Raw genomic sequence first — 26269 nt, 5'->3', positions numbered from 1 at the left:
TTCAGAAGGCGCTGACGCCCGTGAGTTCGCAGGAGAGGTCCCAGAGCCGGGAGGCCGCGTCGGGGTCCACGGCCCAGGGCTTGACGCCGCCGATCAGCATGTCGTCGGTGGTTGCCGGTTCGGCGATGTCGCAGTCCTGGCAGTACGCGCCTCCGTGACCGTTCAGCAGAGGTGAGGTCGCTGCCCAGACCGCTGTCGCCGCACCCTGCTCCGGTGTCTTGAAACCCTTGGCAGGAGTGCCGTCCTGGGTCACCCAGCCCTGAGCGAACCACTCCGCGCGCGGAATATGGCGCTGCAGCGGGGTGAGGATGCTGCCGGGGTGCACGGCGAACGCGTTGACGCCGTGGTCGTTGCCCAGGCGGTCGAGGTGCAGGGCGAAGAGGGCGTTGGCGGTCTTGGACTGGGCGTATGCCAGCCACCGGTCGTATCCGGTGCGGAAGTGGGGGTCGGTCCAGCGGATGTCGGACAGGAAGTGCCCGGATGAGGCGACGGCCACTACACGGACACCGGAAGGTGCGAAGGCCGGGCGCAGACGGTGGGTCAGCGCGAAGTGACCGAGGTGGTTGACGGCGAAGTGCGCTTCCCAGCCCTGGCCGACGCGCGTCTCCGGGCAGGCCATCACTCCGGCGCCGTTGATGAGGATGCCGAGGGAGCGGCCGGATTCGAGGAAGCGTTCGCAGAAGACGCGGACGCTGTCCAGATCGGCGAGGTCGAGGGCCTGCACCTCTGTATGAGGCAGGCCGCGCAGGGCCTCCTCAGCGGCCTCGGGGCGGCGGGCGGGGACGATGACGTGCGCGCCCGCACGGACCAGCGCGCGGGTGGTCGTCAGCCCGAGACCGGAGTACCCGCCTGTGACCAGGGCCGTGGTGCCTGCCAGATCCCTCCCCGCGAGAACGTCGTCGGCAGTGCTGCGGGCCCCGAATCCGCTTCCGAGTCTCTGCTGTTCGGTGATCATGCACGGACGCTAGGACCTGGAGTGCACGCAAGGTCAAGGGACGGGTTCGGGTGCACCGAGTGCCGAGTGCCGCACTCACGGGGAACGCGGGTTCGGGTGCGCCTCGGGCCCGGCGACGAGCCGTACGCCTCGCGCGGTGGTACCCGGGCAGCGGCCGGGCCCCCCGGTCACCACGCCGCCGCTCACACTCCCGCGTCGCGATTCGTCGGTGCAGTGACGGACCACCACGGCGCTTCTGAGTCAGACAGCGGCGCTGGGCAGACGCTTGAGGAGAACACTCAATGCAGGCTCGTATGCGGAACCCCGCCGTGATCATCCCGGAGGCCACGACGGCCTTGCTGATCCTGTCCAAGGTCGTCAGGAAGCAAGGGCTGCCCCAGGCGACGATCGAGCTGGTGCAGCTGCGTGTGAGCCAGATCAACGGATCCAGCGTCTGTGTGGACGGCAGTGCGCGAAGCGCCGGGGCGGCGGGCGTCACCGACCAGCGGTGTTCGGCGGTGGCTGCCTGGCGCAGCGTCCCCTGCTTCACCGATGCGGAGCGTGCTGCCCTCGCTCTCGCGGAGGCGGCCACCCGGCTGGCCGACCGGAGCGATCCGGTGCCGGTGGAGGTCTGGGACGAGGCGGCGAAGCACTTCACCGAGCAGGAACTGGCGGCGCTCGTGCTCGCCGTCGGCTTGACCAACATGCTCAACCGGATCAACATCACCACGCGGCGGATCGCGGGCTCGATGCCGTGGGAGGGCTGAGGGGGCACGGGGACGAATTCGCTCGACTCAGCCACGACCGCCGGGTGAACTGGTCCCATGACAACACCCCATGAAGAGCTTCTCCCGTCCACCCGCCGAGCTCTGCTGCACCGCATCGCCACCGCGCAGACGGAGGGCCGGACCCCGTCGCTGGTCGCCGCGGTGGCCCGGGACGGCGAGCTGGTGTGGAGCGGCGGCCGCAGCATGGTGGACGGGCACGAGCCGGACGAGAACGTCCAGTACCGCATCGGCTCGATCACCAAGACCTTCACCGCTGTACTGGTGATGCGGTTGCGGGACGAGGGCCTGCTGGATCTGGGAGACCCGCTGGAGAAGCATCTGCCGGAGACCGGCGTGGGGGAGGTCACCATCGCCGAACTCCTCTCCCACACCGGCGGCCTGGCCGCCGAGACGCCCGGCGCGTGGTGGGAGCGCACACCGGGATCGACGCGTCCGGAACTCGCCGATGTCCTGGGCCAGGACCCCTTCAAGCACCCCTCGGGACGCCGCTTCCACTACTCGAATCCCGGCTATACGTTGCTCGGTTCGCTGGTGGAGGCGTTGCGGGGAGTTCCGTGGGAGGAGGTGCTGCGCCGCGAGGTGCTTGAGCCGCTGGGCCTGAGCCGTACGAGTGCGCAGCCTCAGGCACCGCACGCGGGTGGTTTCGCCGTCCATCCCTGGGCGGACGTGATGATGCCCGAGCCCGTCGAGGACCTGGGCCTGATGGCCCCGGCAGGGCAACTGTGGTCCACCGCGGCCGACCTGGCGCGCTTTGGAGCCTTCCTGGTCTCGGGGGACGACCGGGTTCTCTGCGCGGAGTCCGTACGGGAGATGCGGACGCCGTCGGCTCCGTCGCAGGCGGGGGAATGGGACAGGGCGTACGGCCTGGGAGTGGATCTGCTGCGGTGGGAGAGGGGCAGCCTGGCCGGACACAGCGGGTCTCTGCCGGGTTTCCTGGCTGCTCTGTGGGTGAGCGAGGCGGATGGTCTGGTCACGGTCACCCTCGCCAACTGCACCTCGGGTCCGCTGGTGGCGGCGGTGGCCGTGGAGCTGTTGAAGATCGTGGCCGACGCCGAGCCCCGTATTCCTGAGCCGTGGCGGCCGCTCACCGAAGTCGACGGACCCGCGCTGGAGTTGGCGGGGCCCTGGTACTGGGGGACTCAGGTGCTCGCGCTCCGGCTGACGGCCGACGGCGGCGTCGAGATGGGCCCGCTCGCCGGTGCGGGGCGCCAGGCCCGGTTCCGGTCCAACGGGGACGGGACCTGGACAGGCCTGAACGGCTACTACGCGGGGGAGCTGCTGCAGGCGGTACGGCGGCAGGACGGCTCGGTGAGCCACCTCGACCTGGGATCGTTCGTCTTCACGCGGAAGCCGTACGACGAGGGGGTGCCGGTTCCTGGCGGGGTGCACCCGCAGGGGTGGCGCGGCTTCCCGTAGACAGCCCTCACACTCCGGGGGCCTGGGGGCGGCACAGTACGACGAGGCGGCTTGTTTCACGTGAAACAAGCCGTCTCGTCGTGTTTCACGTGAAACACCTTGTGGGCGAGCGCTGTCTCAGAGCTGCAGTTTGAAGCCCACATGGGAGGCCGAGAAGCCGAGCCGCTCGTAGAAGCGGTGGGCGTCGGTGCGGGTGGCGTCCGACGTCAGCTGTACCAACTGGCAGTTCTGGCGGCGGGATTCCTCGACGGCCCATTCGATGAAGCGCGTACCGAGTCCGCTCCCGCGCTCATCTGCGTGAACGCGCACGCCTTCGATGATCGACCGGGTGGAACCCTTCCGGGAAAGCCCCGGAACGATCGTGAGTTGGAGTGTGCCGACGACACGCCCCTCGCGCTCGGCGACGACCAGGTGCTGGTTCGGGTCGGCGGCCAGACGCTCGAACGCCGTGACGTACGGAGCGAGGTCGTCCGGAGACTCGCGTGCGGCGCCCAAGGGGTCGTCGGCGAGCATCTCCACGATGGCGGCCAGGTCTGCGGCTGTGGCAGGGCGGATTTCAAGATCTCCCATGGCCGCAGCCTACGCGGGCACACGCAGCGTTTCGACGGCCTTGACCAGCGGGGCCAGCTCCGGGCTCTGTGCGGCCTCGTCGAGGGCCTCGCGCAGGGCGGCGTCATTGGTCGGACGCGCCTCGGCGAGCAGTGCGGCACCGGCCTCGCTGACGTCCGTGTAGATGCCGCGGCGGTCGGTGGGGCACAGGTAGCGGGACAGGAGGCCACGCTCCTCGAGCCGGGTCACCAGGCGGGTGGTCGCGCTCTGGCTCAGGACCACGGCGTCGGCGACCTGCTTCATCTGCAGATGGCCGCCCTCACCGTCGTGCTGGCGGTTGAGGACGTCGAGGAGGCTGTACTCCCGCACGCTCAGGCCGTGCTTGGCCTGGAGGGCGCGCTCGACGCGCGCCTCGATCTTGCCGTGGAGCAAGGAGAGGGCGCACCAGCTTTGGGCGAGCCCGGTGAGTGCGGGGTCTGTCGCTGTCATGGCTCTTGTTCCTCCGTCCCGGAGCGGTTGTACCCAGAGTAGTCCACCGATGCAATATCCAGCGCTTGCAAGTACCCAGCGTCTGCAACTATTGTGAACGCACGTAAGGCGCACCTGCAATCGTTTGGAAGGTAGATCCATGCCACTCGCGCTTCTGGCCCTCGCGATCGGGGCCTTCGGGATCGGGACCACGGAGTTCGTGATCATGGGGCTACTTCCCGAGGTCGCGGGTGACTTCGGCGTCTCCATCCCGACGGCCGGTTTCCTCGTGACCGGCTACGCCCTCGGCGTCGTACTCGGCGCCCCCCTGATGACCGCCCTCGGCACCCGAATCCCGCGCAAGCGGATGCTGATGCTCCTGATGGGCCTCTTCGTCCTCGGCAACCTGCTCTCCGCCGTGGCCCCCGTCTTCGGTGTAATGCTGGCCGGCCGTGTCGTCGCCTCACTCGCCCACGGCGCCTTCTTCGGCATCGGCTCGGTCGTCGCGGCCGAGTTGGTCGCCCCCGAGAAGAAGGCCGGAGCGATCGCCATGATGTTCTCGGGCCTCACCGTGGCCAACGTGGTCGGTGTACCGCTCGGCACGCTCGTCGGCCAGGCCATCGGATGGCGGATCACCTTCGTGATCGTGGCAGCCCTGGGCGTCTTCGGCCTCGTCGGGATCGCCAAGCTCGTGCCGGACCTGCCCAAGCCCGAAGGCGTGCGGCTGCGCGATGAGCTGGGTGCCTTCCGCAATGTGCAGGTGCTGCTCGCCATGGCGATGACGGTCCTCGGCTTCGGCGGCGTCTTCGCGGCCATCACCTACATCACGCCGATGATGACGGATGTCGCAGGCTATGCGGACTCCTCCGTCACCTGGCTGCTCGTCCTCTTCGGGCTCGGCATGGTCGGCGGCAACCTCGTCGCCGGGCGGCTCGCTGACCGCGTGCTGATGCCGATGCTGTACGTGACCCTGGGCTCCCTGGCCCTGGTGCTCGGCCTGTTCACCTTCACCGCGCACAACAAGATCGCGGCCGCCGTGACCGTCCTGCTGATCGGGGCCCTCGGCTTCGCGACCGTGCCGCCTCTGCAGAAGCGCGTCCTCGACCACGCCTCGGGCGCTCCGACGCTCGCCTCCGCGGTCAACATCGGCGCATTCAACCTGGGCAACGCGCTGTCGGCATGGCTCGGCGGGCTCGTCATCTCCGCAGGACTCGGCTACACCGCCCCGAACTGGGTCGGCGCGGTACTCGCCGCCTCCGCCCTTGTGCTGGCCTTCGTCTCGGCCGCCCTGGAGCGTCGCTCCGCAAGCCCCGGTCTCGTCGTGAGCGGTGCGACACCCGCGCCCGTCGAGCAGCGGACGCCGGTCCACCACTGACTCCCTCCCCCGCCTGCTCGGCCCTCCCCACTGTTCCCATCCCACACCCTCCGTCCCCCAAGCATCACTTCGCAGGAGAACCTTCATGAGCACCACCACCGCCGTTGCCCCGCTGACCACCGATGACGCCGAGGTACTCGTCAACGCGGCCCGCCGCGCGGCCGAGGCAGCCGGTGCCACGGTCAGCGTCACCGTCCTCGACGCGGGCGGCCACCTCATCGCCTTCCGGCGTGATGACCGGGCCGTCCTGATCTCCGGCGAGACCAGCACCCGCAAGGCGTACACGGCACTGCAGCTGAACGCACCGACCGCCGACCTCGTGGACGCGGTCCAGCCCGGCGGCCTCTTCCACACCCTTCCCACCGCACTCGACCGCCCCCTGCTCTTCATCGCGGGCGGGGTACCGGTTCACCGTGACGGCCGTCTGATCGGCGCCGTCGGCGTCGGCGGCGGTGCGCCCGAGCAGGACCACGGCTTCGCGACAAGGGCCGTGGAGGCCCTCGCGTAAGGCACGTACGACCTCCTACAAGGGGTAACAGACGTACGAGAGAAGGCCTGCTCCCAGACGTTGCTGGGAGGGCAGGCCTTCCGTGTCGCGGCGGTCGGCTCAGCAGGCCGCCACCGTCAGCGGTGCGAAACGGCGGGTCCAGTCGCCGGGCAGCTCAGGTGTCCCGTACGCCATCACGGCGTTGTGAGCGACGGATTCGAGGCCGCTCTCCTTCAGCCACGACAGCAGCTCTTCGTGCCGTACGTCGATGTCGGTACGCAGCGGACGGTCGGTGCCGACGGCGAGTGAGGCGATGAGAGCCTTCGCTGTCTCGGTGTCCCGCGCGACGAGCGGACCCACGACATGCGTCTCCATGTTGGGCCAGGCGCCCGCGTAGCCGACGAGCTCGCCGTCGGCCTCCGCTACCCGAAGCTGGTCGGTGAAGGCGGGTAGCCGGGTGATCACATGCATGCGATCAAGCCCCAGGACCTCGGTGTCGAGCCGGAGGATGGCGGTCAGATCCTCCGCGGTGGCCGGTCGGGTGGCGAGCGCGGGCAGTGGCCCCACAGGGGCGAAGTGCCCCCTGATCATCTCGGCCCGGCCGATCACCTTGAAGCCGAGCTGTTGGTAGAGAGGACGGCCGTACGGTGTCGCGTGGAGAGTCAGAGGGGTAGGACCCGCTGCCCCGACGGCGTACTCCATCAGCCGACGGCCGATGCCCCGACGGGCGTACCGCTCGGCGACGAGGACCATGCCGATCGCGGCCAGACCGGGGTGCTCCCGAGGGCCGTACTGGGTCACTACGTAGGCGCCGATCAGGCCGTTTCCTTCGGGGGCATCGATGCCGTAGCCCGTTCCGGCCGAAAGCAGCAGACCCCACTTGTGTTCTTCACGTGGCCAGCCCCGGTCTTCGGACAAGTCGGCGCAGGCCAGCAGGTCGCGGGGCGTCAGTCGGCGGATGGGCAGTGCGGAGAGGGAAGGTGTCGACACGCGGGCCAGGCTGTCTGACGTACATCCTCGGCGTCCACCGGTTTGTGGGCAGAACCACTTTGGTTCCGGCCACGTTGTCTCAGGCTGCTGCGCCGACAGGCGGCCTACGGGAAGGTCATGTTTCACGTGAAACATGGGGCCGAGCAGTGCGGGACGGGGTGTCTGGCAGCCCGGGTGGCAAGGGGCACTAGCCTCGGCGGACATGGCACGCCTACATCTCTTCGATCATCCAGGAGACCTGGGCCGACATCAGGGAGCGCGGTGACTACTGCGCGGTGGTCTCCCTCTCGCCGTCATTCTTCGTGGAGCGGCTCATCGGATGGGGCGCGCATGCCGCACACGGTTCGCGTTTCCCGGCCGTACCGTTCAGCGAACCCGTCGATCCGACGGGCATTCTCAATGCGGCGGCCAAGGTGAAGATCACGAACCGGCTCTGTGAAGAGTTCGGGGTGGACCGCAGCGATTGCGTCGCGTACGGCGACTCGCTTTCCGACCTGGAGTTGTTCGGCGTAGTGCCGGTCTCCGTGGCGGTCAATGCGGACCAACGGCTGGTGAGCCTGGCGACCCACTCCTATGTCGGGCGGGATCTGCGTAAGGCGTACGAATTGGTCCGGCACGGCGGGTAATTGAGGCAATTGACAGCCAGATCGACAGAATTCCGTGCGAAGGGAAGAGGTACTTGTGCGTCGGGAGGCTGCCGGTATGGTCGATCACGGTTCGTGCCGGGTGCGTCTCTCGCACCCTGGGGGGTACGCGCGCAGGTAATGAAGCCTAACGGGGTGGAGAGATCCAGAACTCGCACTTCCGGTTACCCGGACGGCGCGACGACGGGCAATGGGATGCTGCGGTGAGACGGCTGCGGCCAATATCACATTCTCGCCCTACTTGTCCGTAGGGCCCGGGGGGCCGGGGTTCAATGTGGCCGTAACGGCCGTCCAGGCAGAGCGGGGAACACAGGCAGCTTCCGGCAGGAAGTGCGCAGACCGACCGAGAGATGTTCGAGGCGAGGCACAGCATGGACGCTCCGACCACCACGTCGGCGGATGACGGCACGACCGGCGACGGGGGCGGCTGGTTCACCCCGCGCAGGCCTTCGGCGCGGCCGGAGGACGCAGACAGCCGACAGTCCGACGCTTCCCCGTCGTCGACCGCCACGGAGTCGACGGACGAGCGAATATCCACAGCTCCGGGTGCCCAGGCTCCGGGTGCCCAGGCCCAGCCCCCACAGGTCTTGCCGCAGGATCAACACCAGCCCTCTCGGACTCCGGCGCCGCAACCCCAGTCGGCCTCGCCGCCGATACCGTCCCCGGAGACGAAGCCCTCGCGGAAGGCGTCCCCCGACGCGGTCCTGGTCCAACGCACGATGGCCGAAATCGCCCCTGTCGCCGACAAGGTCACCTCGTACTTCTACGCGCTGCTCTTCACCCGCCACCCCGACCTGCGCGCCCTCTTCCCCGCGGCGATGGACGCCCAGCGGGACCGGATTCTCAAGGCGCTGCTGACCTCGGCCGAGCACATCGACCACCCCGACGTGCTCGTCTCGTATCTGAAGAACCTCGGACGGGGTCACCGCAAGTACGGCACGCAGCCCGAGCACTACCCGGCCGTCGGCGAGTGCCTGATCGGTTCGCTGAGCCGGTACGCGAGCGCGGTCTGGGACGAGGAGACCGAAGCCGCCTGGGTCCGGACGTACACGACGATCTCGCAGGTCATGATCGATGCGGCCGCCGAGGACGAACTGCGTGCCCCGGCGTGGTGGTTCGCCGAAGTGGTCTCGCACGACCTCCGGACCCCCGACATAGCGGTCGTCACGGTCCGCCCCGACCAGCCGTACCCCTTCCTCGCCGGGCAGTACACCAGCCTGGAGACCCCTTGGTGGCCACGGATCTGGCGCCACTACTCCTTCGCATCGGCGCCACGTTCCGACGGGCTGCTGTCCTTCCACGTGAAAGCCGTCCCGGCGGGGTGGGTGTCGAACGCCTTGGTGCATCACGCCCGTCCCGGCGACGTCCTGCGGCTCGGCCCGCCCGCCGGTTCGATGACCGTCGACCACACCACCGACAGCGGATTGCTGTGCCTGGGTGGAGGCACGGGCATCGCGCCCATCAAGGCATTGGTCGAGGACGTCGCCGAGCACGGCAGGCGCCGCCCGGTCGAGGTGTTCTACGGGGCGCGCACCGATCACGACCTGTACGACATCGACACGATGCTGCGACTGCAACAGACCCATCCGTGGCTCGCCGTACGACCGTTCGTCGACCAGCGGGCCCAACTGCCGGATGCCGTGCGGGACTACGGGCCGTGGAACGAGTACGACGCCTATCTCTCCGGCCCGCCCGGAATGATCCGCAACGGCGTGGACACCCTGCGGGACATCGGAATCCCCGAGGGCAGAATCCGCCATGACTCGGTCGAGGAACTGATGGCGACGGCGGACTGAGCCGGTCCTGTGGCGGAACGACCCGGGCCGGCGGCGGACTAACCGAGGTCGGGGGCGTGCATCGCACGTACGCCCTCGATGTTGCCGTCCAGATAGTGCCGGAGTGACAGCGGTACGAGGTGTACCGAGGCGATGCCGACCCGGGTGAAGGGCACGTGCACGATCTCGTACTCGCCGCACGGATCCTCGACCTCGGGTCCGTGCCGCTGGCCGGTGTCCATGGACTCAAGTCGGCAGACGAAGAAGTGCTGCACCTTCACTCCGGTCGCGCCGCCGTCCTCACCAATGTGCTCCACGGTGTCGACGAAGCAGGGCACGACGTCGACGATCTTGGCACCGAGCTCCTCGTGGACCTCGCGGTGGAGCGCGTCGACGACGGAAGCGTCCTCCGCCTCCACTCCGCCGCCCGGGGTGACCCAGTACGGATCGACGCCGGGCTTGGTGCGCTTGATCAGGATCAGGTCGTCTCCGTCCAGTAGGACGGCACGTGCGGTGCGCTTGACCACGGGTCGGACGGTCATGGGGAAAATGTGGCCCGGACTGTTCCACGTGAAACATCGCGGGTCGGCCCCGCCCCCATCAAGCCCAGTCCGCGGCGGCGTGCAGCAGTCACTAAGGCCGGGCGGGCAGCGCGCGCTCGACGGTGAATCCAGGTGGTCCGAGCCACGTGGGGGGAGGCTCGGACCGTTCGTTGTGCGTAGCCGGAGTGCCACTGGCGGTCCGCCTGGAGACCATGCCGTGGATCCGCTGAGGGGCTACCGGTGGCACCCGCCGGGGTGGTCAGCCCGCGGGGGCGGCCGACTCGTCTAGGGCGCGCAACACGTCCGCCACGAGGTCAGCAGGGTCCTCGGCGCCCGCGGAGAAGCGGATGAAGCCCTCCGCGACGGCGTCACCACCCCACCGGCGACGGCGTTCGGCTGTGGACCGTACGCCCCCGAAGCTCGTGGCATCGTCGACCAGGTGCAGTGCTTCGAGGAAACGCTCGGCACGCGCGCGCGTGGGCAGCGTGAAAGAGACCACGCACCCGAAGCGCCGCATCTGCCGCGAGGCGATCTCGTGGGAGGGGTCACCGGGTAGCCCGGGGTAGCGCAGCCCCGACACATCGGCGCGGTCGCGCAGGGCCTCCGCGACGGCCAGAGCATTCCCGTTCTGCCGGTCGGCGCGGAGTTGGAGCGTGGCGAGCGACCTGTGCGCGAGCCAGGCCTCCATCGGCCCCGGGATAGCCCCGACGATCTTGCGCCACTGCCGCACGGAGGCGGTCAGCTCCGCGTCACGGCAGGCGACGTACCCCAGCAGGATGTCTCCGTGGCCGGTGAGCATCTTGGTACCGCTGGCAACCGCGAAATCGGCGCCGAGTTCGAGGGGGCGCTGGCCGAGCGGCGTCGCCAGGGTGTTGTCGACGGCCACCAGGGCGCCACGCGCGTGTGCCGCATCGGCGAGCCGCCGCACGTCGCACACGTCGAGGCCGGGGTTGGAAGGCGTCTCGATCCACAGCAGCTTGGCGCCGTCCAGGACGTCGAGCTGGGCATCACCGCCAGTCGGGGCGGTGCGCACCTCGATGCCGTACGCCGAGAGCTGCTCGCGGACCAACGGCAGGACCTGATATCCGTCGTCCGGCAGAACCACCACGTCGCCGGCGCGCAGCTGCGAGAACAGGACCGCGGAGATCGCGGCCATACCGGAGGCGAAGACGAGCGTCTCGACGTCCGTACCGGAGCCCGGCGCCTCCAAATCCCCGATGGCGCGCTCCAGGTGCGTCCAGGTGGGGTTGTCGTCGCGTCCGTAGGCATATCCGCCCGTCGGGTCGCCAGGCAGATGGAAGTGGGCTGCGAACACCGGGCCGGGCAGCGTCGGTTCGTACTTCACGGGCTCGGGCAACCCGGCCCGCACGGCACGCGTGCCGTCGCCTATGCGCGCCGCGCCGTCGTCCACGCGTCCCGGTTCCGTCATGCCGCCCGCCTCTCCACTGCTTCACGTACAACGCCGAGCGGGCTTCCGCTCGCCGCCCCCACCATTCTCAGACACTCTTCGGCCCCCTCACCCCTCGGCCGCCGGAGGGTTCGGCAGTCAGTCCTTGTCGTCGGGGAGCACGACATTCATGGCCCAGGACACGATCGAGATGATCAGGCCGCCCAGGACGGCGGTCCAGAAGCCCTCGACGTGGAAACTGACGTCGAGCTTGTCGGCCAGCCACGAGGTCAGCAGCAGCATCAGGGCGTTGACCACGAAGGTGATCAGACCGAGCGTCAGGATGAACAGGGGGAAGGTGAGGACCTTCACCACCGGCTTGACCAGGAAGTTCACCAGACCGAAGAGTAGGGCGACGACGATGAGCGTGCCCACCTTCTTCCCGGTGCCGTCACCGGTCAGGGTGATCTTGTCGAGCAGCCACACGGCGACAGCCAGGGCCGCGGCGTTGGCGATCGTCTTGACTACAAAATTCTTCATGTGTCTGATCGTGGCAGACACGAGCCGGGAACGGTCGGCTCACGGGAGCCCGCGAGCAGTGGCAGGCCGAGCGGCGGCACAACGGGCATCAGCGAGGGGTGTACGAGAGCGATGAAGGCTTTCCGACTGGACGAGCTGGAGGCGGAGCGCGCCGCGAACGACGGCGCCTACCTGCAATTCCTGCACGAGCGGAACATGTCGGTCGGGCTGTACGCGCTGAAGGCCGGGGAGTCCGACCCGCAGCAGCCGCACCGCCAGGACGAGGTGTACATGGTCGTCAGCGGTCGCGCCTCGATCACGGTCGGCACGGAGACCACGCAGGTGGCGCGGGGCAGCGTCGTCTATGTGCCGGCGGGAGTGGCCCACAAGTTCCACCACATCAGCGAGGACCTGCGCGTACTCGTCGTCTTCTCTCCGCCCGAGTCCTGATCAGGGCTGGGGCCTCGGGGTTCTCTCAGGGTCGGATCAGGGGAGGACAAGGGCTCCGAGGCCCCCGCGGAGCTCTTTGGCACCTTAGTCTCGAATGTGAGAAGCCAGGGACCTGCAGGAATTCAGGAACCGCACCGAGGCGAAGAGCGCGGGAGTGCGGACGGAGCAGAGAGAGGTAAGGACGTGGCAGCGAAGGAGATCTTTGCGGGAATGCCGTGGTGGGTGAAGTGGGTGGCTGTGCCCGTCATCGCACTCGTCGTGTTCGGCGGCGTGATAGCGACCGTTGTCGGATTCGTGGTCGGTCTGCTCTTCAAGGCGCTGATATTCGTAGCCTTGGTCGGTGGACTCATCTACGTCGTACGGAAGTTCATATCCGGCTCGTCCTCGTCCCGCACCGACTGGTGACCGCCCGCCGTCAGATCCTGACCACTGACTGGTGATTTTGCGAATCGGTTCCCTCGCCCGGGGGAAGTTTCGCGGTGAGGCACCGTAGAGCGAAGGCCAAGGATTAGAGTCCGGAAACCGACGCGGGGGGCGATCTCCGTGTACGGGCGCACGCGTACTGCCCCTCCCTCGCTGCTCCGGGCCCGGGCGGGCCCCCACGCGCTTCGGGAGTGAACCTTGGCCGCGGCCGACACCACAACCTCACCGATCGACACCACCTCACCGATCGACACCTCTTCGCAGACCGACACCAGTTCCGCGACCGTCGGGCCGACCCTCATCGGCTCGGTACAACGGGCGATGCGGCTACTAGAAGCCGCCGCTTCGCACCAAGGAGGCGCGCCCGCAAAGCAGTTGGCCCGTGAGGCGGGGCTTGCCCTCCCCACCGCGTACCACCTGCTGCGCACCCTGACCCATGAGGACTATCTGCGCAGGGAGAAGGGTGTGTTCGTGCTCGGCGAGGCAGCCGAGCGGCTGAGCAGCAGCGGGGCGGAGCAGAAGCGGCGCGGAGCGATCGAAGAGTCCATGGCGCATTGGCGGGACGCCATCGGCGTCCCCGTGTACTTCGCCGTCTACCGCGAGGGCGAGATCGACATCGTGGCCGTCGCGGACACCCCGGGCAACCCCGCCGTGGAGGAATGGGCTGACTTCAGGGAGACAGGACATGCGCACGCGATCGGGCAGTGCCTGCTCGGCCAGCTGGACAACGAGGCACGACTGGACCACCTCGACCGCTACCCGGTCCAGTCGACCACGCGCTATTCGGTCCGGGACGACCGCACATTCATCCGCCGACTCGATGCCATGGAGCGGATGCGGCCCGTCGTGGAGCGTCAGGAGTACGCGCTGGGGACGGTCTGCGCGGCAATCCCGATTACAGCGGGTGACACGGCCGCGACCATGGCCATCTCCGTTCCGGCCTATCAAGCCGACCGACTGCTGCCCGCAGCCCACCGGTTGCAACGGGAGATCGGAAAGCTACTAGGAACACTCGCCTTCTCTATCAGCATCTGAAAACTCACTCCTTGTGATCTGACACGCACGTTGAGCAAGATGCGAGGGTGTCAGGGAGTTGGTTCCTGGCTCCTCGACGGCTAAGTGACGGGGTAGGGCGCGATGGACGAGACGGTGCAGGCAGAGGTCATGATGAGCTTTCTCGTTTCCGAGGAACTGTCATTTCGCATCCCGGTGGAGCTGCGCTACGAGATCGACGATCCCTATGCCGTGCGGCTGACGTTCCATCTGCCGGGGGACACTCCGGTGACCTGGGCCTTCGGGCGGGAGTTGTTGATCGACGGGGTGGGCAGGCCGTGCGGCGACGGTGATGTGCGGATCGAGCCCACCGATACCGGTCTGCTGGACGAGGCCCTGATCAGGCTTCAGGTCGGCGCGGACCAAGCGCTGTTCCGGGTGGGCATCCCGCCGCTGCTCGCCTTCCTCGACCGCACGGACAAGTTGGTGCCGCTCGGACAGGAGCGGGTGCTCGCCGACTTCGACGCACACCTCGACGAGGCGCTGGACCGGATCCTCGCGGAGGAGCAGAACGCGGGTTGACTCGTTGCCGCCAACAACTCCATACAGGCAGTGGCATTTTGGTGCATTTGCTGGCGGGGCCCTTGGGGCGCGTACAGCGGCTTGAGTGCCCGGGTGCACCGATCGTCCCCGGACGCCCCGTGCATCCGGCCCCCGAGCGCCTCAACCCCCCCACCCCCACCCCAACCCCAAGCCCCGGATCAACTAGCGCTTGCGCCGTCGCCCCTTCCCACCGCGCGACGGCCGAGCGGAACCGGCAGCACCAGCACCCGCCCCTGCGACAGGGCCCGCATTCACACGCGCACCCGTATTCACACTCGCACCCGCACCCCCACTCGCACCGGCTCCGGCATTCCCCCCGGCGCCCGCACTGCCCCCCGCCCCCGTCGTGCGGTCCGCCGAGACGACCAGGGCGGCGAGCGCGGTCGTGACCGGCACTGAGGCGACCAGGCCGATCGAGCCGATCAGGGTGCGGACGATCTCCTCGGCGACCAACTCGCTGTTGGCCACCGTGCCCACGCTGGACTGAGCGATCGAGAAGAGAAGGAGGAGGGGCAGGGCGGCGCCCGCGTAGGCGAGGACGAGGGTGTTGACGACGGAGGCGATGTGGTCGCGGCCGATGCGGATGCCCGCACGGTACAGACCGCGCCAGCCCATGGTCGGGTTGGCCTGGTGCAGTTCCCAGACCGCGGAGGTCTGGGTGACCGTCACATCGTCGAGGACGCCGAGCGAGCCGATGATGACGCCCGCGAGCAGCAGCCCGCTCATGTCGATGGACGGGTAAAGGCCGTGGATGAGGCCGGTGTTGTCATCCGTATTGCCGGTCAGGGAGGCCCAGCCGATGAAGAGTGAGCCGAGCAAGCCGATCAGGAGGAGGGAGATGAGCGTACCGAGCACCGCGACCGACGTACGGGCTGTGAGGCCGTGGCAGAGGTAGAGCGCGATGAGCATGATGGCGCTCGCCCCGATCACTGCCACGACCAGTGGGTTCGAGCCCTGCAGGATGGCGGGCAGGATGAAGAAGGTGAGCACCAGGAAGCTGATGGCGAGGGCGACCAGGGCCATCAGGCCGCGCAGCCGTCCCACCACGACGACGGCGAGTGCGAAGATGCCGGCGAGCAGAGCCATCGGAATCTTGCGGTTGACGTCGGTGACGGAGTACTGGAGTCCTTCGGGGGCCTTGGGCTCGTAGGCGACCACCACCTGTTGGCCCTGCTTCAGTTGCCGGGGCGAGTCCGGCTGGATGATCTCGGTGAAGGTGCGGCCCTTGTCCTTGCCGCTGCCGACCTCGATCGTCGCCCTTTTGCAGATGCCCGCCGCCCGGGACTGCGCGGACTGTCCCTCGGCGGTGGAGGTGTCGCCGTTCGGCTGGGGCTGTGACGGGCTGAGGTCTTTGCAGGGCAGTTCCTGCACCTTGGTGACCTTCGCCGACTGTGTCTGCCGGTCGAAGCCGACGCCGGTGCGTTCGTGTCCCGGTGTGCCTCCGGGCCACAGCACGGCCAGGCCCACGACGACTGCGGCGGCGAAGGGGATGAGTACCGCGGCGATGACCTTGCGGAGGTGCTTGGAGACGGGAGCGGCCGGACCGTGACTGTGCGAGTGCCCGTGTCCTCCATGCCCGGACCCGTGCCCGTGTGACCCGCCCTGCCCGTGTGACCCGGACCCGTGCCCGTGTGGCCCGGACCCCTGTCCTCCGTGTCCTTGTCCTCCGTCTCCCTGCCCCCCGTGCACACGCCCGTCACCTGGAAAGTTTCCGTCCGGGGGCGGGGCCGGGGCCGGTGGCCCGGACGGGGGGTGGGGGGGCGGGGGGAGCGGCGGTTCTGTGGTGGTCACTGCCCGATCATCGCAAGAACGAAGGGGGCCCTCTGTTCAGCGCGGCCGATATGACGCTAGCGTGGTGCCACCTTTGCAATCGCGGGAGCTCGGAGCACCGGGCTGAGAGGGCGCTGACCTCCGTACGAACGGGCACGATCGTGCACGAGCCGTACGGGATCCGCTGCGTCGACCGCCGAACCTGTTACCGGGTAATGCCGGCGTAGGGAGTAGGTCTCATGACCACATCGGACACACGCACGCCTGCCTCCGGCAGCGACGAGAACACCGTCGCGGCCGACGAGGCCGGGAAGTCCATCGGCTGGCACAAGGCGTATGTCGAGGGCTCGCGCCCCGACCTGCGCGTGCCGGTCCGTCAGGTGCACCTCACCAATGGCAAGTCCGTCACCCTGTACGACACCTCGGGCCCGTACACCGACCCGTCGGCCGAGACCGACGTCCGCCGCGGGCTGCCGCCGCTGCGGGAGAACTGGATCATCGCCCGCGGCGACACCGAGGAGTACGTCGGCCGTCCGCTTCGCCCCGAGGACGACGGTCTCAAGCACACCTCGCCCCGCGGAGGGCTCAAGAACCTCGACGCGGTCTTCCCCGGCCGCCCCCGCCAGCCGCGTCGGGCCCGCGACGGTCAGGCGGTGACGCAGCTCGCGTACGCCCGGCGCGGTGAGATCACGCCCGAGATGGAGTTCATCGGGATCCGCGAGAACCTCGACCCCGAGGTCGTGCGCGCCGAGGTCGCCGCGGGCCGCGCGGTGATCCCGGCCAACGTCAACCACCCGGAGATCGAGCCGATGATCATCGGCAAGAAGTTCCTGGTGAAGGTGAACGCCAACATCGGCAACTCCGCGGTGACCTCCTCCATCGAGGAGGAGGTGGACAAGATGACGTGGGCGACCAAATGGGGCGCCGACACGGTCATGGATCTGTCCACCGGCCGCAACATCCACACCACCCGTGAGTGGGTCCTGCGCAACTCCCCCGTGCCGATCGGCACCGTGCCGCTCTACCAGGCCCTGGAGAAGGTCGACGGCAAGGCCGAGGAGCTGACCTGGGAGATCTACAAGGACACGGTCATCGAACAGGCCGAGCAGGGCGTGGACTACATGACGGTGCACGCGGGCGTGCGCCTGCCGTACGTCCCGCTCACCGCGCGCCGCAAGACCGGCATCGTCTCGCGCGGCGGCTCGATCATGGCCGCCTGGTGCCTCGCGCACCACAAGGAGAGCTTCCTCTACGAGCACTTCGAGGAGCTCTGCGAGATCCTCGCGGCATACGACGTGACGTACTCGCTCGGCGACGGCCTGCGCCCCGGCTCGATCGCGGACGCCAACGACGAGGCGCAGTTCGCCGAGTTGCGGACGCTCGGGGAACTCAACACGATCGCCAAGCGTCACAACGTACAGACGATGATCGAGGGCCCCGGTCACGTCCCGATGCACAAGATCAAGGAGAACATCGACCTCCAGCAGGAGATCTGCGAGGAGGCGCCGTTCTACACGCTCGGCCCGCTGACCACGGACATCGCACCCGCCTACGACCACATCACCTCCGGCATCGGTGCCGCGATGATCGGCTGGTGGGGCACGGCGATGCTCTGTTACGTCACGCCGAAGGAGCACCTCGGCCTGCCGAACAGGGACGACGTCAAGACGGGCGTGATCACCTACAAGATCGCGGCCCATGCCGCCGACCTGGCCAAGGGGCACCCGGGCGCGCAGGACTGGGACGACGCGCTCTCGGACGCGCGGTTCGAGTTCCGTTGGGAGGACCAGTTCAATCTGGCCCTCGACCCGGTCACGGCGCGGGAGTTCCACGACGAGACGCTGCCGGCCGAGCCCGCGAAGACGGCGCACTTCTGCTCGATGTGCGGGCCGAAGTTCTGCAGCATGAAGATCTCTCAGGACATTCGGCGCCGGCACGGCGGTGACCTGGCCGACAGTGACCTGGCCGCCGATGACATCGAGGCGGGCATGGAGCAGAAGTCCAGGGAGTTCGCCGCGGCGGGCAACCGGGTCTACCTGCCGATCGCCGACTGAGCCGTCCCCACGGCCGACGGCACGCGGAAGCAGGGCAGCACACCGGCATCCAGCCGGTCACTGCCCTGCCCCGCGCCTCGTCCAGCCGGGTGTTCGGCCAGGTCATACGGTCTGACCTGGCCGGCCCTTCGTCCGGCCCCTGCGTACCTGTGCACGGTCGTGCCCGTGCCCGTCCCCGGCCCTACTACTCCGGCTTGTGGTCGGGACCGCCGAAATCGGGGCTGGAGAAGTCCGGGCTCGAGTAGCTCGGCCGGGACCCCGCGGTCTGGCCGCCGTCCGGGCTGCTGAACCCCGGCCTGTGGTAGCCGAGTTGGGGCATGCGGCCACCCTTGCCGGATTCCCCGGCGCCCGGAGACGGCGCGCGGGCGGCCGGAGCCGCCCCCGGATCCGTCAGGGCCTCCCGCAGGAACGGTACGACGCCCCGCTCGAGGAGCGCCCGGCCCCAGTCTTCCCTGGCCCGGGAGACCTCCTCGCACTGCTCGCCGTGGAGTTCTGCCTGGAGCGAGGTGGAGCCGTTGCGCAGAGCGGTCAGGAGCAGACCGACGGCGGCGACCAGGATGCCCCCTGCGGTGAGCGCGCCGAACAGCCATCCCGCGGTGAGCAGGGTGTCCGCGAAGGCGGGCTCGGGGTTGAGCATCTTCAGGATGTAGCCGACGAGTAGGAATATCGCGGCGGCCGCCCCCGCGAGGACGGGTGCGAGGACCGCGACGACGGCGATCGCCCCGGCTCCCGCTGCCACCGGTTCCGCCACCTCGCCCATCGTGGTGGCGAGGCTGAGGCCGCCGGAGCCGGACTCCGCGGCGCTCTGTCCGTTCCCTTCACGGATCGTGGTGGATGTCGGTCGAGGTTCGCGCAACTCCTCGCGAACCTTCACGTAGTGCGCGTACTCGGCCGCTGCCGCGGCCGTGATCAGTGCTGTCGCGTTCAGGGCCATGGTGCGCAGTTGTTCGGTGTTGAGCCGCTGGCCCACGGCGGCGAGTTCAGGACGGTCAGGTGCGTTGCGCAGCGCCTCATCGAGAATCCGCTCGTATTCGGGGCGGTCCTCATTGAGCAGGTGTGGAGCGCTGTTCATGTGCATCCCCCGATGCTCCGTAGGGCTGAGGCTCGCATGGCTACGAGCCGTTGGGCAGAAACGGAGGGGAGCCTGCTACGGATAAGCCGATGGTAGAGCCGTGACCGCATGCGGTGACAGGGGGTTTCCAGAATTTGCCACCCTGGCCAGCGTGATCGTGTAGAGGAACGCCTGCCCGCTGAAGCCTCAGTCAGCCAGTGGGAGTTGCTGGACCAGTAGCTTTCCAGCCATGGTCACTCCGCCGTCCATGGCGATGGCCAGGCCGTCGGCGTAGACGTGCGGGCCCTCGATGACCGGGCCGCCGCCGTCCGACTCGTCCTCGGAGCCGACATCGCCCAGGAGGTAGGGGATGGGGCTGTGGCCGTGGACGATGCGTGTGCCGCCATAGATGTCGAGGAGTTCGCGGACGGCCGAGGGGCCCGACTCGTCGCGGAAGGCGAAGCGCTTGGTGAACTTGCGGAAGAGGTCCCAGCACTCGTCGGCGTCATTGCGCGTGAGGGTCTCCCGGATGGTGTCGTTCACCGCCTCGATCGAGTCGCCGTAATCCAGATAGGCGGTTGTGTCGGAGTGCACGAGCAGGTGGCCGTCGGCCTCCTCCATCGCGTCCAGGCGGGCCATCCACTGCAGGTGGTGGTCCTCCAGCCGCTCCATGTCGGTCTTCTGCCCGCCGTTCAGCAGCCAGGCGGCCTGGAAGGTGGCGGTGCCTGCGCCGGAGTTGACGGGGGTGTCGCCGAAGCGCTTGGCGCCGAGCAGGAGCAGCTCGTGGTTGCCCATGAGCGCCTTGCAGTAGCCACCGGCGGCGGCGGCCTCGGCGGAAAGGCGCATCACGAGGTCGATGACGCCGATGCCGTCGGGACCGCGGTCGGTGAAGTCGCCGAGGAACCACAGGCGCGCGTTGCCCGCGGCCCAGTTGCCCTCGGCGTCGATGAGGCCCTGCTCATGGAGGGCCGCGAGGAGCTCCTCCAGATAGCCGTGCACGTCGCCCACGACGAACAGGGGCCCGTGCTCCTCGCTGGCCCGCGGCTGCGGCGGCTCCGGCATGACCTGCACCTGGACGGTGTCTCCCCGGTTGATGACGGGCAGATCGCGCTGGGTGGGGGTGTAGCCCTCCTCCGGCGGCTCGCCGGGAGCTCCTGGGCTCGCGGGGCCGGGAGCGGTCGTCTCATGGACGTACGCCGGTACGCGGAAGTCGCGCAGCGTCGCCGTCCGCACATCGGGTCCCTGACCGGCCCCCTGAGTCATCGACCCCTCCACCACCATTGCGCCGCATCTGCACCGAGATCGGACTGCTTGGTCGCAGCGGCCCGCGGTGTCGTCCGCCCATCATAGGAATGCGGCTCCCGCTGTGTGGTGCACCAGGGGTGGTGAATCGGTACTGAAGCCCGGTTCGCCGAGGTTTTCTCCCGAATTGGGCAGAGGTTTCCCCGCTGGTGGCGGGGGATACACCAACCTCTGCCCGGTGTCGGGACGCTTGGGCGGAAGCGGTCAGCCGTGGCCGGGCGATCGGGGCGGGCTGACCGTCGTGCGCGGCGGACGTCGCTCGGACGAGGTGCGCACGATCAGTTCGGTCGGTATCACCTGCTCGATGGGACGGCCCGTGTCGAGGCCCTCGATGGCGTCGATGAGGAGCTGGACGACGGCTGTGCCGATGCGCCGGGGTTTGAGGGAGAGCGTGGTGATCGGCGGTTCCGTGGTGGCGTACACGGTGGACTCGCTGCAGCAGACGAGCAGCAGGTCGTCGGGGACGCGCAGGCCGTACCGCCGGGCGGCGGCGAGGAGATCGGTGCCGTTGGGGTCGAAGAGGCCGTAGACGGCGTCGGGCCGATCGGGCCTGGCGAGCAGCCGGTCGGCGGCGACGGCGCCCGCGCAGGGGTCGTGCGCGGGATAGGACTCGTAGACCGGGTCCTGCCCGACGCGTTCGCACCAGCGCAGGTAGGCGGTGGTGGAGAGGTGGGTGTACGTGTCCGTGGTGGTGCCGGTGAGGAGGCCGATCCGGCGGGCACCGGCGGCGGCGAGGTGGTCGAGGATCTCCAGGACCGCCGCCTCGTGGTCGTTGTCGACCCAGGCGGTGACCGGCAGGGAGCCGGCCGGGCGGCCGTCGGAGACGACCGGGAGGCCCTGTCTGACCAGTTCGCTGACCACGGGGTCGTGGTCGGAGGGGTCGACGACGACGGTCCCGTCGAGTGCGACGTTCGACCACACGTCGACGGGGCTGCGGCGCGAGGTGGCGGGGAGGATGACCAGGGCGTATCCCCTGGCCAGGGCAGCCGAGGTGGCGGCTCTGGCCATCTCGGCGAAGTAGGCGAACTCGGTGAAGGTGAAAGGTTCATCCCCGTACGTCGTCACGGTCAGGCCGATGAGGCCGGATTTGCCGGTACGGAGGGTGCGGGCCGCGGCGGACGGGCGGTAGCCCAGCCGCTCTGCGACTTCGCGGACATGGCGTCGGGTGGCGTCGGGAAGCCGACCCTTGCCGTTGAGGGCGTCGGAGACAGTCGTGATGGAGACACCGGCGGCTGCGGCGACGTCTCTGATCCCCGCTCGACTCTGCCGGTTGCCCCGGCGCGCGGTCTCCGCTCGGCTCACCTGGTGCTTCCCTGCTGCTGTCATGGCGAGCCGATAGTAGGGCTCATGCGGGTGGGTAGCAGGGACGCATATTCACTCGTTGACAGGCACGTTTCTGCATGGCGTGTGCGGCTCAATGACCATGGAATGCAAGGGGGTTGGGTGGTCGGACGGTCAGCTGCCCGTGATCGTCACGCATGAGCCTGCCAAATGGATCAGGTCTCGAAGAGGTCTCAACTCACCTTCACGGGGGACGCGCGCCACGGAGCGAGCCACCGGCGCGTGGGGGAGCACGGAGCGCCCCCTCCGCCGCGTACGCCGATATCGGATCGTCGCGTACGCCGATGCCGGATCGTCCGTGCGTTGATGCCGGATCGTTCGTACGCCGATATCGGAAGGCCATTCGCAGGGGCGCCCAATCCTCATAAGGTAAGCAGTATTCGAACGTGTCGAGACTGGCTACGAGGAGGACTGCGGTGAGCGAGACGAGCCCGAGGCTGCGCGCCGAGCTGGAAGGTGTCCCCACCTACAAGCCGGGCAAGCCCGCCGCGGCCGGCGGTCCGGTGGCCTACAAGCTGTCCTCCAACGAGAACCCCTACCCGCCGCTTCCCGGCGTCATGGAGAGTGCGCTCGCGGCGGCCGGTTCCTTCAACCGCTACCCCGACATGGCGTGCACGGCCCTGATGAGTGAGCTGGCCGAGCGTTTCGGGGTGCCCGTCTCGCACATCGCCACGGGCACCGGCTCCGTCGGCGTCGCCCAGCAGCTGCTGCAGGCCACCTCCGGTCCGGGCGACGAGGTGATCTACGCGTGGCGGTCCTTCGAGGCGTACCCGATCATCACGCAGGTCAGCGGTGCGAGCTCGGTACGGGTGCCGTTGACGGACGACGAGGTGCACGACCTCGACGCGATGGCCGCGGCCATCACCGACCGCACCCGCCTCATCTTCGTCTGCAACCCCAACAACCCCACGGGCACCGTGGTCCGCAGGGCGGAACTCGAGCGGTTCCTGGACCGGGTGCCGAGTGATGTGCTGGTCGTCCTGGACGAGGCGTACCGCGAGTTCATCCGCGACCCCGAGGTGCCGGACGGCATCGAGATCTACCGTGACCGCCCCAACGTCTGCGTCCTGCGCACGTTCTCCAAGGCGTACGGTCTCGCGGGCCTGCGTGTCGGCTTCGCGGTCGCCCACGAGCCGGTGGCCGCCGCGCTGCGCAAGACGGCGGTGCCTTTCGGCGTGAGTCAGCTGGCGCAGGACGCGGCGGTGGCGTCGCTGCGCGCCGAGGACGAGCTGATGGGGCGGGTCGACTCGCTGGTCGCCGAGCGCACGCGCGTGGTCGAGACGCTGCGCGGCCAGGGCTGGACGGTGCCGGAGACGCAGGCGAACTTCGTCTGGCTGCGGCTCGGGGACCGTACGGCGGACTTCGCGGCGGCGTGCGAGAAGGCCGGTGTGGTCGTGCGGCCGTTCGCCGGTGAGGGGATGCGGGCCACGATCGGCGAGACCGAGGCCAACGACCTCTTTCTGCGGGCGGCAGAGACGTTCCGCAAGGAGCTCTAGCCTCGAAGGAGGCCAGGAGGTCCGTATCCGCATGGCGCGGATGCAACAAGATGTTGAAGCGATAGGGAAGGCCCCGGACAGCAGTCCGGGGCCTTCCTGGTGTTCCCGGTGTTCCGGTGTTCCTGGTGTTCCGGCGTTCCCGGCGGTAAAGGGGACCCCCCTTTGGATGTGCGCAGCCGGTACGACATAATGCTTGTGAATGTGAACGCGTTCACAAGCGCGTCCCGGTTCGTCCGGAGATCAGCGGGATAAAAGGGGCAAAGCTGCCTCCTTGGCCCGCGGTGAGTAAGGAGAAGCCGCAGTGGACCTGGCTCTGGCGCCGGAAACCCTGGCGCGATGGCAGTTCGGCATCACGACCGTCTACCACTTCCTGTTCGTCCCCCTGACGATCTCGCTCGCCGCCCTGACGGCGATCCTCGAGACGGCGTGGGTGCGGACCGGCAAGGAGCACTACCTCCGAGCGACCAAGTTCTGGGGAAAGCTGTTCCTGATCAACATCGCGATGGGTGTCGTCACCGGCATCGTCCAGGAGTTCCAGTTCGGCATGAACTGGTCCGACTACTCGCGCTTCGTCGGTGACGTCTTCGGCGCGCCGCTCGCGTTCGAGGCACTGATCGCGTTCTTCTTCGAGTCGACCTTCATCGGGCTGTGGATCTTCGGCTGGGACAAGCTGCCGAAGAAGCTGCACTGCGCCACGATCTGGATCGTCTCCATCGGAACCGTCCTGTCGGCGTACTTCATCATCGCGGCCAACGCCTTTATGCAGCACCCGGTCGGCTACAAGATCGTGGAGCGGGACGGCACCAAGCGCGCGGAGCTCACCGACTTCGCCAAGGTGCTCTTCCAGGAGACGGCGCTCGTCAACTTCTTCCACGTCATCTCGGCGGCCATCCTGGTCGGCGGCGCCTTCATGACCGGCATCGCCATCTTCCACCTGCGCAAGAAGCAGCACATCCGCACCATGCGGATGTCGATGCGGCTCGGCCTGGTCGCCGCGTTCGCCGGCACGCTGCTCACCGTCGTCAGCGCCGACACCCTCGGCAAGGTCATGTACGAGCAGCAGCCGATGAAGATGTCGGCGGCCGAGGCGCTGTGGGAGAGCGAGAAGCCGGCGCCGTTCTCGATCTTCGCGTACGGCGATGTCGCCAAGGGGCACAACGACGTCGCCATCCAGGTCCCCGGCGTCCTGTCCTTCCTCGCCAAGAACAACTTCAACGCCGAGATCCCCGGCATCAACGACCTCAACAAGGAGGCGCGGGAGAAGTACGGGCCCGGCGACTACCGGCCCAACATCCCCACCGCCTACTGGTCCTACCGCTGGATGATCGGCTTCGGCGGCGTCTCGATGGCGCTGTGCACCGCGGGCCTCTGGCTGACCCGGAAGAAGTTCTGGCTGGCGCCCGAGCACCGCACCGGCGCGGACGACATCCCCAAGCTGATGCTCACCAAGGACAAGGAGCTCGCGCCGAGGCTCGGCACGTGGTGGTGGCGGCTCTCGCAGTGGACGCTGATCTTCCCCCTCATCGGCACCGCCTGGGGCTGGATCTTCACCGAGACGGGGCGGCAGCCCTGGGTGGTCTACGGAGTCCTGCGCACCAGGGACGCCGTCTCCCCCGGGGTCTCGCAGGGCGAGGTGCTCACCTCCCTGATCGGGTTCACGCTGATCTACGCGATCCTCGCCGTCATCGAGGTGAAGCTGCTGCTCAAGTACGTCAGGCAGGGCCCGCCCGAGCTGACCGAGGCGGACCTCGACCCGCCCACCAAGATCGGCGGCCCCGGCTCTGGCAAGGATTCGGGCTCAGGCTCCGATTCCGACGCCGATACCGACCGGCCCATGGCCTTCTCGTACTGAAGGAAGGAGCGACGACGACATGGAACTTCACGACGTCTGGTTCGTACTGATCGCCGTTCTGTGGATCGGCTACTTCTTCCTGGAGGGGTTCGACTTCGGGATAGGGATCCTCACCAAGCTGCTCGCCCGCGACCGGGTCGAGAAGCGGGTGCTCATCAACACCATCGGTCCCGTCTGGGACGGCAACGAGGTGTGGTTGCTCACGGCGGGCGGCGCGACCTTCGCCGCCTTCCCCGAGTGGTACGCCACGCTCTTCTCCGGCTTCTACCTGCCGCTGCTGCTCATCCTGATATGCCTGATCGTGCGCGGTGTCGCCTTCGAATACCGCGCCAAGCGGCCCGAGGAGCGGTGGCAGACCAACTGGGAACACGCGATCTTCTGGACCTCGCTGATCCCGGCGGTGCTGTGGGGCGTGGCCTTCGGCAACATCGTGCGCGGCGTGAAGATCGACGCCCACAAGGAGTACGTGGGCGACTTGTGGGACCTGCTCAACCCCTACGCGATCCTGGGCGGTCTGGTCACTCTGACGCTGTTCACCTTCCACGGTGCGGTGTTCGCCTCGCTCAAGACGGTGGGCGACATCCGGGTGCGGGCGCGGAAGACCGCGCTGGGCCTCGGGCTCGTGACGGCCGTGCTCGCGCTCGGATTCCTGACCTGGACCCAGGCCGACAAGGGCGACGGCAAGAGCCTGATCGCGATGATCGTGGCGGTGGCCGCCCTGGTGGGTGCCCTCGTGGCGATCAAGATCGGGCGTGAGGGCTGGTCGTTCGCGCTGTCGGGGATCACGATCGCGGCGGCCGTCGCGATGCTCTTCCTGACGCTCTTCCCGAACGTCATGCCGTCGTCGCTGAACGAGGAGTGGAGCCTGACGGTCACCAACGCCTCGTCCAGCCCGTACACGCTGAAGATCATGACGTGGTGCGCGGGCGTCGCTACACCGGTCGTGCTGCTCTACCAGTCGTGGACGTACTGGGTGTTCCGCAAGCGGATCGGTACGCAGCACATCGCCGACGCGGCGCATTGAGCCCGTCGTCACCTGCCGCTCCCCTGCCCTTCGGAG

Annotated in this window: 24 protein-coding genes, 1 pseudogene and 1 riboswitch; of the genes and pseudogenes, 14 read left to right on the top strand and 11 right to left on the bottom strand. The window is 68.4% G+C overall.

What is annotated here, in order from left to right; translation table 11 throughout:
- Position 1: 1 nt before the first annotated feature.
- Positions 2–955 (bottom strand): SDR family NAD(P)-dependent oxidoreductase, encoded by a 954-nt coding sequence (locus ACFVYR_RS14675; protein WP_384254454.1) that lies wholly within the window; start codon positions 953–955, stop codon positions 2–4.
- 281 nt (positions 956–1236) lie between these two features.
- On the opposite strand from ACFVYR_RS14675, the gene ACFVYR_RS14670 reads away from it, so the two are divergent.
- Both ACFVYR_RS14670 and ACFVYR_RS14665 read left to right on the top strand, forming a co-directional pair.
- Positions 1237–1701 carry a carboxymuconolactone decarboxylase family protein gene (locus tag ACFVYR_RS14670; protein WP_384254457.1) on the top strand — a complete coding sequence of 155 codons (465 nt, stop codon included), beginning with the start codon at positions 1237–1239 and terminating at the stop codon, positions 1699–1701.
- A 57-nt stretch (positions 1702–1758) separates the two neighbouring features.
- A complete protein-coding gene (locus tag ACFVYR_RS14665) occupies positions 1759–3138 on the top strand; it encodes a serine hydrolase domain-containing protein (RefSeq protein WP_384254459.1) in 1380 nt (459 codons plus the stop codon).
- Between the two features lie 117 nt (positions 3139–3255).
- On the opposite strand, the gene ACFVYR_RS14660 is transcribed toward ACFVYR_RS14665, so the two are convergent.
- Both ACFVYR_RS14660 and ACFVYR_RS14655 read right to left on the bottom strand, forming a co-directional pair.
- Entirely contained in the window at positions 3256–3708 is a 453-nt protein-coding gene (locus tag ACFVYR_RS14660) for a GNAT family N-acetyltransferase (protein ID WP_384254461.1), read from the bottom strand.
- Positions 3709–3717: 9 nt separating this feature from the next.
- Positions 3718–4176: a MarR family winged helix-turn-helix transcriptional regulator gene (locus ACFVYR_RS14655; protein ID WP_384254464.1), complete on the bottom strand. Its 459-nt coding sequence runs from the start codon at positions 4174–4176 to the stop codon at positions 3718–3720.
- Between the two features lie 139 nt (positions 4177–4315).
- Here ACFVYR_RS14655 and ACFVYR_RS14650 point away from each other — a divergent pair, with 139 nt between their 5' ends.
- Positions 4316–5530, top strand: coding sequence for an MFS transporter (locus ACFVYR_RS14650; protein ID WP_384254466.1), 1215 nt, complete (start codon positions 4316–4318; stop codon positions 5528–5530).
- An 85-nt stretch (positions 5531–5615) separates the two neighbouring features.
- Entirely contained in the window at positions 5616–6038 is a 423-nt protein-coding gene (locus tag ACFVYR_RS14645) for a heme-binding protein (RefSeq protein WP_384254468.1), read from the top strand.
- 99 nt (positions 6039–6137) lie between these two features.
- Here the strand turns inward: ACFVYR_RS14645 and ACFVYR_RS14640 are convergent, their stop codons facing one another.
- On the bottom strand, positions 6138–7007 hold the full coding sequence (locus tag ACFVYR_RS14640; RefSeq protein ID WP_384254471.1) for a GNAT family N-acetyltransferase: 870 nt from the start codon (positions 7005–7007) through the stop codon (positions 6138–6140).
- Between the two features lie 227 nt (positions 7008–7234).
- Between ACFVYR_RS14640 and ACFVYR_RS14635 the strand changes: the two are divergent.
- Together ACFVYR_RS14635 and ACFVYR_RS14630 are read left to right on the top strand one after the other, a co-directional pair.
- Positions 7235–7633 (top strand): annotated as a pseudogene (locus ACFVYR_RS14635) (HAD family hydrolase); the annotation flags it as partial.
- A 368-nt stretch (positions 7634–8001) separates the two neighbouring features.
- Positions 8002–9447: a globin domain-containing protein gene (locus ACFVYR_RS14630; RefSeq protein ID WP_384254473.1), complete on the top strand. Its 1446-nt coding sequence runs from the start codon at positions 8002–8004 to the stop codon at positions 9445–9447.
- A gap of 38 nt (positions 9448–9485) precedes the next feature.
- Here the strand turns inward: ACFVYR_RS14630 and ACFVYR_RS14625 are convergent, their stop codons facing one another.
- The 3 genes from ACFVYR_RS14625 to ACFVYR_RS14615 form a co-directional block, all read right to left on the bottom strand.
- Positions 9486–9968: an NUDIX domain-containing protein gene (locus tag ACFVYR_RS14625; protein ID WP_384254475.1), complete on the bottom strand. Its 483-nt coding sequence runs from the start codon at positions 9966–9968 to the stop codon at positions 9486–9488.
- A 259-nt stretch (positions 9969–10227) separates the two neighbouring features.
- Positions 10228–11397 (bottom strand): cystathionine gamma-lyase, encoded by a 1170-nt coding sequence (locus ACFVYR_RS14620; protein WP_384254478.1) that lies wholly within the window; start codon positions 11395–11397, stop codon positions 10228–10230.
- A 117-nt stretch (positions 11398–11514) separates the two neighbouring features.
- A complete protein-coding gene (locus ACFVYR_RS14615; RefSeq protein ID WP_384254481.1) occupies positions 11515–11895 on the bottom strand; it encodes a phage holin family protein in 381 nt (126 codons plus the stop codon).
- Positions 11896–12006: 111 nt separating this feature from the next.
- Here ACFVYR_RS14615 and ACFVYR_RS14610 point away from each other — a divergent pair, with 111 nt between their 5' ends.
- The 4 genes from ACFVYR_RS14610 (at position 12007) to ACFVYR_RS14595 (ending at position 14322) form a co-directional block, all read left to right on the top strand.
- Positions 12007–12324: a cupin domain-containing protein gene (locus ACFVYR_RS14610; RefSeq protein WP_384254483.1), complete on the top strand. Its 318-nt coding sequence runs from the start codon at positions 12007–12009 to the stop codon at positions 12322–12324.
- A gap of 183 nt (positions 12325–12507) precedes the next feature.
- On the top strand, positions 12508–12729 hold the full coding sequence (locus ACFVYR_RS14605; protein ID WP_384254486.1) for a DUF5326 family protein: 222 nt from the start codon (positions 12508–12510) through the stop codon (positions 12727–12729).
- A gap of 339 nt (positions 12730–13068) precedes the next feature.
- Positions 13069–13782: an IclR family transcriptional regulator gene (locus ACFVYR_RS14600; RefSeq protein ID WP_384254682.1), complete on the top strand. Its 714-nt coding sequence runs from the start codon at positions 13069–13071 to the stop codon at positions 13780–13782.
- A gap of 102 nt (positions 13783–13884) precedes the next feature.
- Positions 13885–14322: an SsgA family sporulation/cell division regulator gene (locus tag ACFVYR_RS14595; protein WP_384254488.1), complete on the top strand. Its 438-nt coding sequence runs from the start codon at positions 13885–13887 to the stop codon at positions 14320–14322.
- A 183-nt stretch (positions 14323–14505) separates the two neighbouring features.
- Here ACFVYR_RS14595 and ACFVYR_RS14590 read toward each other — a convergent pair whose 3' ends face one another.
- On the bottom strand, positions 14506–16134 hold the full coding sequence (locus ACFVYR_RS14590) for a YibE/F family protein (RefSeq protein ID WP_384254490.1): 1629 nt from the start codon (positions 16132–16134) through the stop codon (positions 14506–14508).
- Positions 16135–16205: 71 nt separating this feature from the next.
- Positions 16206–16360, top strand: a riboswitch (TPP riboswitch).
- Between ACFVYR_RS14590 and thiC the strand changes: the two genes are divergently transcribed.
- Positions 16353–18167 (top strand): phosphomethylpyrimidine synthase ThiC, encoded by a 1815-nt coding sequence (thiC, locus tag ACFVYR_RS14585; protein WP_384254493.1) that lies wholly within the window; start codon positions 16353–16355, stop codon positions 18165–18167. It overlaps the preceding riboswitch by 8 nt.
- A 184-nt stretch (positions 18168–18351) precedes the next feature.
- Here the strand turns inward: thiC and ACFVYR_RS14580 are convergent, their stop codons facing one another.
- The 3 genes from ACFVYR_RS14580 to ACFVYR_RS14570 form a co-directional block, all read right to left on the bottom strand.
- Positions 18352–19245, bottom strand: a complete 894-nt coding sequence (locus ACFVYR_RS14580; protein WP_384254495.1) for a hypothetical protein — start codon at positions 19243–19245, stop codon at positions 18352–18354.
- A 180-nt stretch (positions 19246–19425) separates the two neighbouring features.
- Positions 19426–20481, bottom strand: coding sequence for a metallophosphoesterase (locus tag ACFVYR_RS14575; RefSeq protein WP_384254498.1), 1056 nt, complete (start codon positions 20479–20481; stop codon positions 19426–19428).
- Between the two features lie 243 nt (positions 20482–20724).
- Positions 20725–21846 carry a LacI family DNA-binding transcriptional regulator gene (locus ACFVYR_RS14570; protein WP_361718992.1) on the bottom strand — a complete coding sequence of 374 codons (1122 nt, stop codon included), beginning with the start codon at positions 21844–21846 and terminating at the stop codon, positions 20725–20727.
- 431 nt (positions 21847–22277) lie between these two features.
- On the opposite strand from ACFVYR_RS14570, the gene hisC reads away from it, so the two are divergent.
- From hisC to cydB, 3 genes are all read left to right on the top strand, one after another.
- Positions 22278–23357, top strand: a complete 1080-nt coding sequence (gene hisC, locus ACFVYR_RS14565; protein WP_384254500.1) for a histidinol-phosphate transaminase — start codon at positions 22278–22280, stop codon at positions 23355–23357.
- Between the two features lie 301 nt (positions 23358–23658).
- On the top strand, positions 23659–25209 hold the full coding sequence (locus ACFVYR_RS14560) for a cytochrome ubiquinol oxidase subunit I (protein WP_384254503.1): 1551 nt from the start codon (positions 23659–23661) through the stop codon (positions 25207–25209).
- Between the two features lie 19 nt (positions 25210–25228).
- Positions 25229–26233 carry a cytochrome d ubiquinol oxidase subunit II gene (gene cydB, locus ACFVYR_RS14555; RefSeq protein ID WP_384254505.1) on the top strand — a complete coding sequence of 335 codons (1005 nt, stop codon included), beginning with the start codon at positions 25229–25231 and terminating at the stop codon, positions 26231–26233.
- Positions 26234–26269: the final 36 nt, after the last annotated feature.

This window comes from Streptomyces sp. NPDC058284, from assembly GCF_042881135.1.
In the GTDB taxonomy this organism is placed as follows: Bacteria; Actinomycetota; Actinomycetes; order Streptomycetales; family Streptomycetaceae; genus Streptomyces.
This window is presented reverse-complemented; position numbering and strand designations above follow the sequence as displayed.

Coding starts and splice junctions, on each gene's coding strand:
- ACFVYR_RS14600 (WP_384254682.1), top strand. CDS start 13,069: ATGCGGCTACTAGAAGCCGCCGCTTCGCACCAAGGAGGCGCGCCCGCA.
- ACFVYR_RS14575 (WP_384254498.1), bottom strand. CDS start 20,481: ATGACTCAGGGGGCCGGTCAGGGACCCGATGTGCGGACGGCGACGCTG.
- ACFVYR_RS14645 (WP_384254468.1), top strand. CDS start 5,616: ATGAGCACCACCACCGCCGTTGCCCCGCTGACCACCGATGACGCCGAG.
- cydB (WP_384254505.1), top strand. CDS start 25,229: ATGGAACTTCACGACGTCTGGTTCGTACTGATCGCCGTTCTGTGGATC.
- thiC (WP_384254493.1), top strand. CDS start 16,353: ATGACCACATCGGACACACGCACGCCTGCCTCCGGCAGCGACGAGAAC.
- ACFVYR_RS14660 (WP_384254461.1), bottom strand. CDS start 3,708: ATGGGAGATCTTGAAATCCGCCCTGCCACAGCCGCAGACCTGGCCGCC.
- ACFVYR_RS14580 (WP_384254495.1), bottom strand. CDS start 19,245: ATGCACATGAACAGCGCTCCACACCTGCTCAATGAGGACCGCCCCGAA.
- ACFVYR_RS14595 (WP_384254488.1), top strand. CDS start 13,885: ATGGACGAGACGGTGCAGGCAGAGGTCATGATGAGCTTTCTCGTTTCC.
- ACFVYR_RS14570 (WP_361718992.1), bottom strand. CDS start 21,846: ATGACAGCAGCAGGGAAGCACCAGGTGAGCCGAGCGGAGACCGCGCGC.
- ACFVYR_RS14665 (WP_384254459.1), top strand. CDS start 1,759: ATGACAACACCCCATGAAGAGCTTCTCCCGTCCACCCGCCGAGCTCTG.
- ACFVYR_RS14675 (WP_384254454.1), bottom strand. CDS start 955: ATGATCACCGAACAGCAGAGACTCGGAAGCGGATTCGGGGCCCGCAGC.
- ACFVYR_RS14650 (WP_384254466.1), top strand. CDS start 4,316: ATGCCACTCGCGCTTCTGGCCCTCGCGATCGGGGCCTTCGGGATCGGG.
- ACFVYR_RS14655 (WP_384254464.1), bottom strand. CDS start 4,176: ATGACAGCGACAGACCCCGCACTCACCGGGCTCGCCCAAAGCTGGTGC.
- ACFVYR_RS14625 (WP_384254475.1), bottom strand. CDS start 9,968: ATGACCGTCCGACCCGTGGTCAAGCGCACCGCACGTGCCGTCCTACTG.
- ACFVYR_RS14610 (WP_384254483.1), top strand. CDS start 12,007: ATGAAGGCTTTCCGACTGGACGAGCTGGAGGCGGAGCGCGCCGCGAAC.
- ACFVYR_RS14615 (WP_384254481.1), bottom strand. CDS start 11,895: ATGAAGAATTTTGTAGTCAAGACGATCGCCAACGCCGCGGCCCTGGCT.
- ACFVYR_RS14670 (WP_384254457.1), top strand. CDS start 1,237: ATGCAGGCTCGTATGCGGAACCCCGCCGTGATCATCCCGGAGGCCACG.
- ACFVYR_RS14620 (WP_384254478.1), bottom strand. CDS start 11,397: ATGACGGAACCGGGACGCGTGGACGACGGCGCGGCGCGCATAGGCGAC.
- ACFVYR_RS14630 (WP_384254473.1), top strand. CDS start 8,002: ATGTTCGAGGCGAGGCACAGCATGGACGCTCCGACCACCACGTCGGCG.